This window comes from Alteromonas sp. 14N.309.X.WAT.G.H12, assembly GCF_036697315.1.
GTDB lineage: Bacteria > Pseudomonadota > Gammaproteobacteria > Enterobacterales > Alteromonadaceae > Alteromonas.
Genome location: NZ_JBAHZB010000215.1, coordinates 1 through 1,637, shown reverse-complemented (window position 1 = coordinate 1,637; position 1,637 = coordinate 1). Strand labels below are relative to the sequence as shown.

Below are 1,637 nucleotides of genomic sequence, written 5' to 3'. Positions count from 1 at the left end.
GGGATCTTCCCCATATACATATTTGTGCCTTCAATCCACACACTTTCAATTTGATATCCTGGCGCTAAGGAAAAACGGACGCTGATCTCTTCTTCTGCCTGGGGTTCACGAGAAAAAGTGGCCACAATAGGCTCCTCGCCTACATAAAGTTGGCAGGTCAAATCCTCAAATTCACACATCGCCAAAGAACGCCCATCAACAGTTGACGGAAAGGTCATTTTTTGTGCAACATAAACACTGGCAGCTACAATGAGGATAAATGTAGGGATCAGGCACTTTTTCAACGTATTTTTTAATCTCATATTTTTATTAAATGCACTACTTTTACAGTAATTGCTTACTACCTTTGATGGAGATCAACCCCGACTAGTTTATGGTATCTTTTTGTAAATAAAAATCTTATCATCCACATACCAATGGATCTGTAAACAACAAATAATACCATCTTTGAAGGGAAAACTGTTAAGCCTGCAACTTTACACTATCCTTGATAAGCAGACCGTGGAAAACCCATTTATCATTGAAGTGGAAAATCAATCAAATGAGTGAAATTAGCCAAGCACAACCTGATTACAATTATAAAGTAGTCAGGCAATTTACCATCATGACGATAGTCTGGGGTATCATAGGTATGGGACTAGGGGTATTTATTGCTGCGCAATTATTTGCTCCTGCCCTGAACTTCGATACACCATGGTTAACGTTCTCACGGTTACGACCTTTACACACAAATGCGGTAATATTTGCCTTTGGCGGATGTGCCCTTTTTGCCACCTCTTACTACATCGTTCAGCGTACATCACAGGTGCGTTTGTTCAGTGATAAGCTGGCAGCCTTTACCTTTTGGGGTTGGCAGGCGGTTATCGTACTGGCGGTGATCACCTTACCTCTTGGTCTTACCTCGACCAAAGAATATGCTGAACTGGAATGGCCAATCGATATTTTAATCGCATTGGTGTGGATTGCTTATATTATTAACTTTTTCGGCACCTTGGTGATACGAAAAGTCTCGCACATTTACGTTGCAAACTGGTTCCTTGGCGCCTTTATGCTTACCGTAGCTGTGTTGCATATTGGTAATAGCATGGCTGTTCCCATCTCATTAACGAAATCGTACTCCCTGTATGCAGGCGCAGTGGATGCCATGATGCAATGGTGGTACGGCCACAATGCCGTCGGCTTTTTCCTCACAGCAGGGTTCTTGGGTATGATGTATTACTTCGTACCTAAACAAGCCGGTCGCCCGGTTTATTCCTATCGTCTGTCTATTGTGCATTTTTGGGCACTTATTTCCCTTTATATCTGGGCCGGCCCCCATCACCTTCACTACACAGCGCTTCCTGACTGGACGCAATCGTTAGGTATGGTGATGTCCATTATCCTTTTCGTTCCCTCCTGGGGAGGCATGATTAACGGCATAATGACCTTATCTGGCGCATGGCATAAATTACGTACCGACCCAGTATTACGCTTCTTGATTGTATCCCTTTCATTCTACGGTATGTCTACCTTTGAAGGACCGATGATGGCCATCAAGACCGTCAACGCCTTATCTCACTATACTGACTGGACCATCGGACATGTTCATTCTGGTGCCTTAGGTTGGGTGGCGATGGTGTCCATCGGCTCCATTTATC

Annotated in this window: 1 protein-coding gene and 1 pseudogene; one reads left to right on the top strand and one right to left on the bottom strand. The window is 43.8% G+C overall.

Annotated features, from left to right (window positions below; genetic code table 11):
• Positions 1-302, bottom strand: a pseudogene (locus V5298_RS20565) (hypothetical protein); the annotation flags it as partial.
• 239 nt (positions 303-541) lie between these two features.
• On the opposite strand from V5298_RS20565, the gene ccoN reads away from it, so the two are divergent.
• Positions 542-1,637, top strand: a 1,096-nt coding sequence (ccoN, locus tag V5298_RS20560) for a cytochrome-c oxidase, cbb3-type subunit I (RefSeq protein WP_332933274.1), incomplete at its 3' end; no start/stop codon positions are given.